The 4379-nt window shown below is 65.2% G+C and carries 4 protein-coding genes and 1 pseudogene; 2 read left to right on the top strand and 3 right to left on the bottom strand.

Going from position 1 to position 4379, the window contains the following annotated elements:
- Positions 1-176: 176 nt before the first annotated feature.
- Together QZX93_RS15100 and QZX93_RS15095 are read left to right on the top strand one after the other, a co-directional pair.
- Complete coding sequence (locus QZX93_RS15100) at positions 177-731, top strand: tyrosine-type recombinase/integrase (protein WP_295391237.1); 555 nt, start codon at positions 177-179, stop codon at positions 729-731.
- The gene (locus QZX93_RS15095) at positions 728-1735 is read left to right on the top strand and encodes a tyrosine-type recombinase/integrase (RefSeq protein WP_295391235.1); all 1008 of its coding nucleotides are present in this window, start codon (positions 728-730) and stop codon (positions 1733-1735) included. Before QZX93_RS15100 ends, QZX93_RS15095 begins: the two co-directional genes overlap by 4 nt.
- Positions 1736-1871: 136 nt before the next feature.
- Here the strand turns inward: QZX93_RS15095 and QZX93_RS15090 are convergent.
- The 3 genes and pseudogenes from QZX93_RS15090 to QZX93_RS15080 all read right to left on the bottom strand — a co-directional run.
- A pseudogene (locus QZX93_RS15090) lies at positions 1872-3326 on the bottom strand (transposase); the annotation flags it as partial.
- 46 nt (positions 3327-3372) lie between these two features.
- On the bottom strand, positions 3373-3756 hold the full coding sequence (gene tnpB / locus QZX93_RS15085) for an IS66 family insertion sequence element accessory protein TnpB (protein ID WP_295394724.1): 384 nt from the start codon (positions 3754-3756) through the stop codon (positions 3373-3375).
- A complete protein-coding gene (locus QZX93_RS15080; RefSeq protein WP_295394721.1) occupies positions 3744-4154 on the bottom strand; it encodes a hypothetical protein in 411 nt (136 codons plus the stop codon). Before QZX93_RS15080 ends, tnpB begins: the two co-directional genes overlap by 13 nt.
- Between the last annotated feature and the right edge of the window lie 225 nt (positions 4155-4379).

Below are 4379 nucleotides of genomic sequence, written 5' to 3'. Positions count from 1 at the left end.
GATTTGAATATTTGGCAGATCAATTAATATCTCCATCGCTTGCTTAAGTGACGTGGTGTTAGACTCGATGGCGCCCTCCAGTTCTTCGTAAGATCATGTAATTTAAGTATATCATAACCTACTGAGTTCCCAGAGAGCCACAACTGTCACCAGCGGGCGGTCTGCGCCCCCTCACCGTGCGGTGTCTCCTCGGGTTGCTGGCAGCGACGGGGCTACGGGTCGGCGAGGCCCTGCACCTGAGCGATGAAGATGTTGATCTGCAACAAGGCCAACTGACCGTGCGGGCGACAAAATTCCGCAAGTCGCGCCTGGTCCCCTTGCATCCCAGCGCGTGCGCGGCGCTGGCCGAGTATCGCGCGGCACGCCAGGAACACCTTCCGCAGACACACGCTACCACCTTCTTTCTACTCGACGATGCAAAGGCCGTCAGTAGCCAACGCGCCCGCTGGGCCTTCGCACGCATCAGCGCCCGGCTCGGTTGGGACCAGCGCCCCCCAGGCACCCGACCACGCCTCTACGATCTTCGCCATACCTTCACCTGTCGCCGTCTCTTAGGTTGGTATACCGCCGGCATTGAGGTCCAGTGGGCGCTGCCTCACCTGGCAACCTATCTGGGGCACGGCAAGGTGTCCGATACCTACTGGTACCTGACTGCGACTCCGCAGTTGCTGGGGGTAGCAGGTGAGCGCTTCGAACAGCGGGCGCAATCTTACGCGGAGGCACAGCCATGACCACCGCCGGACAGGTGACCGATCTGGCGCGGCTACTGCAGCAGTTTTTCTGTCAGCGACTGCTTCAGCAACAACGTGCCAGTCCCCAAACAATCAGCAGTTATCGCGACACCTTTCGCCTGCTATTGCGGTTTGCAGAGCAGCACCTGGGCCGTTCAGTCAGCACGCTCTGTCTGCGCGACATGGATGTCGAGCTGGTGCTCGCGTTCCTCGATCACTTGGAGGGCACGCGGGGCAACAGTGTCCGCAGCCGCAATGCCCGCTTCGCGGCGATTCGGGCCTTTCTGCACTATGCCGCGCTGCAGGAGCCGACGGCCCTGGTGCAGATCCAGCGGGTGATGGCGATCCCCATGAAACGCTTTGACCGACCACTGGTCGGGTTTCTTTCCGGTGAGGAGATGGAAGCAATCATTCGGGCACCGGACCCTGGAACCTGGAGTGGACAACGCGATCAACTGTTGTTGCTGATGCTCTATAACACCGGCGCGCGGGTCTCCGAACTCATCGGTATCCACCGCAGTGACGTCGATTCACCCGCCTATCGCGCTGTCCAACTGCATGGCAAAGGCCGTAAGCAACGTATCCTTCCCTTGTGGCAACGCACCACGCAGCTGTTGCGCGCCTGGTTACCTCGCATCAGTGTCACTCCGGAACAGCCGCTCTTACCCAACCGGTTCGGTGCGGCGATGAGCCGCTCCGGCGTCGAACAACGCCTACAACTCGCAGTCATGACCGCTGCCGAGTCCTGTCCTTCCCTGCGCGCGCGTCAGATATCGCCGCATGTAATTCGGCATACCACTGCCATGCAGTTGCTCCAAGCCGGTGTGGACCTGGCGGTCATCGCCCTCTGGTTAGGGCATGAACAGGTGAACACGACGCATCAATACTTGGAGGCCGACCTGACGATGAAGGAAGCGACCTTGGCGAAACTGCAACCGCCAGGAACAACACCGGGGCGACACCAGCCCAGTGCCGATGTGCTCGCCTTCTTGGAGTCTCTGTGATTATGCGCAGTTGATAACCGCACCGCTCGCTGGTCCAGCGACCGGATGTCATTGTTTGGAAAGCCTCCTCATCCGGTCGCGACGAAGGCGCATGGGCCTGACTGTGCCTAATCCTGAGGTGTGCATAATTCCGATGCAGGATGGCCTTCTTGAGCGCCCGCTCGCAGATGTTATTGCTCAGCGGTGCGCCGGGCACGCGCAGGAACAGCGTCAGCTTCTCCCAATGATTCTGCAAGTAGCGGATCGCCTGCCCGAGCCCAGAGTTGGGCTCCACGGCGTGCGTCTCGAACTGCTTGAGCATCCAGTCGTGGAGCGCCTTCATCCGTGGGCCGCTCTCCTGTTGGTGAAGTCGTAGGCGCGCGTGTGGGTCGAGCCCCTGTTGCTGGGCTTGCTGGTCGGTGTGGAACACGGGGCGCAGGATCTCCAGCACGAAGGCGACCTCGTCTGGAAAGGCGTCATGCACCTCGACGAACTTGCGCCGCCCATGGGGAATACAGGACGCGGCCTGGGTGGGATGCGCCCCCGGGGTATTGCGCGCCAGGGCATCGGACATCTGGATCGGGGGCGCGGGGTCGTGGCGCTGTGCGAGGATCTCCGCCAGATGCTCCCCGGCATGGCAGGGTCCGGTTTTGAACAGGGCGATCGGGCCGTTGATGGTCTCGGCCACCACCGCGCCGGTGAACACCCCGGTGCGCTCAGCGTCGGCCCCCGGGGGCAGCGCCTCGGCGCGCGCCTCGGCGGTGAATTTGAGGATGCGCATGGTGGTGTCATCGTTGTAGAGCACCGTGCCCTGGGCCGCCTGCTGGGCCAGTTCCTCCACCGCGGGGGCAAGGCAGGGCGCGGCGGCCGCGACCACATCCCATTGGGTGGTGGTCGGCAGCGGGATGGCCAGCGCCTGCTCCAGGCGCTGGATGCGCTGAAACGGCAGGCCACAGCCGTATTTCAGCAGCCCGATCATGGCGGCGGCCGTCGCGTCGTATTTCGCCGTGCCAATGCCCGCTGGGGGTGCGGCCGTGAACACCGTGCCGCACAGCCCACAGCGCAGCCGCTCCAGGGTGTAGATCTGCGCCTGCAGGGGCGCCACCCCGGTGACGCGCACCAGGACCGCCGGATCCTGGCGCTGGACATAGACCCGGCCGGTGCAATCGGGTTCGGGACAGGGGTCGCCCTGCTTCAAGCTGGCGTGGGTGACCGAGATGCGCGGGGCGCGGGGATACTGGTCCGCGCCGTTGCGGCCATGGCCGCGGCGCGTCTTTTTGTGGGGCGGCAGCGTGGCATCGCCGTCGGTGGCGCCAGGTGCTGCGGCGTCGGCGGGCGGCGCCGCGGCGTCGCTCGGCGCTGGCTGGTCCTTGCCCAGGACCGTGTCCGTGCGCTCGGTGCGGGGTCCGAAGATCAGCCGGCGCACCCGCTCCAGGGTGGTGGTCGTGGTCTCCAGCTCCTCGGTCAGGCGCGCCAAGGTATCCACCGCCGCCTTGAGGGTGGCGTGGTCGTGCGCGGGTAACGGTTCGGTGCGGGTGCGCTCGACAATGGCATCGAGTCGCGCGATCGGGACCGACACCCGCGGGGTGCGTTGGTTCTTGCGTCGACTCATGCCGTGACGTGCCGGCGGGGCTGGATCAGCGTGCTCATGGATGCTGTTATAGCGTACTGTGTGCCACCGTGTCACCGCCCGGCGGCGTCAGCGCCCGCCATACCGGCGCCCCCGCCGCCGCGCGCCAATCCCCACCGGCCAGCAACACCGCCAGTTCCTGGGGGGCCAGCACCTGCCCCGGCGGCCCGCTCGGCCAGTGCCCAAAGCGGCCTGCGGACAAGCGCTTCTGACACAGCCAGAAGCCCTGGCCGTCGTAGACCAGGAGCTTGATGGCGGTGCCGCGGCGGTTGCGGAAGACGAAGAGCGCTCCGCTCATGGGATCATCGGCGAGCACCTGACGCACCCGCCGGGCAATACCATCAATGCCTTGGCGAAAGTCCGCCGGGGCCGTCGCGACCAACACGCGCAGCTGCGGGGTCAGGGCGAGCACGGCGCCGCCTCCCACAGACTGCGCGCCACCGTCGCAACCTCGCTGGTCGCCGTCCCGGTCCACTCAATGCGCAACGAACGGCCACGGGCGTCGGACAGGGTCAGCACGCAGCCCGGCCCCGACGGTGGTAAGCCCAGCATCATCTCCACAAAGGCCGGCGGCGCCGCGCAGGGCACCGGCGGGGGCGCTGTCCGCGCCGTCAGCCGCCGCTTCAAACCGGCGTAGTCCAGCCGCAGCGTCGTGGCGACCTTGCTCACCCCATGGCGGGCGGCCAGTTCAACCGCCCGCGACCACAGTTCCTCGGGAATGCGCGCGCCCGCCGACGTGGTGCTACGCCAGTGGGCAAAGGCCGCCGCCGTCTGCGCCAGATCGGCCGCGGCGGGGAGTGACAGTGACATCGTGGAGCCTCCAAATCACAAAAACGGGGCTCCTACGCTACCGGGCCAGGGACGCGATTTCATGCAGCCTTGCCGGAAGGACACGATCAATCCTGAACTCAACATATTGCACTATACACAGTTTGGCGATGATGATCAGACGCACAGTGGCTGCTGAGGCAGCATCCTTGCCAGAAATGCAACAAATGTCCTTTATCCTGCCCCCCCAACATCGTACCAACACTG

The sequence above is a fragment of the uncultured Thiodictyon sp. genome (assembly GCF_903946935.1).
GTDB lineage: Bacteria > Pseudomonadota > Gammaproteobacteria > Chromatiales > Chromatiaceae > Thiodictyon.
This window is presented reverse-complemented; position numbering and strand designations above follow the sequence as displayed.

Bases quoted from the DNA above. Each gene is read 5' to 3' on its own strand.
- QZX93_RS15095 (WP_295391235.1), top strand. From the start codon at position 728: ATGACCACCGCCGGACAGGTGACCGATCTGGCGCGGCTACTGCAGCAG.
- QZX93_RS15080 (WP_295394721.1), bottom strand. From the start codon at position 4,154: ATGTCACTGTCACTCCCCGCCGCGGCCGATCTGGCGCAGACGGCGGCG.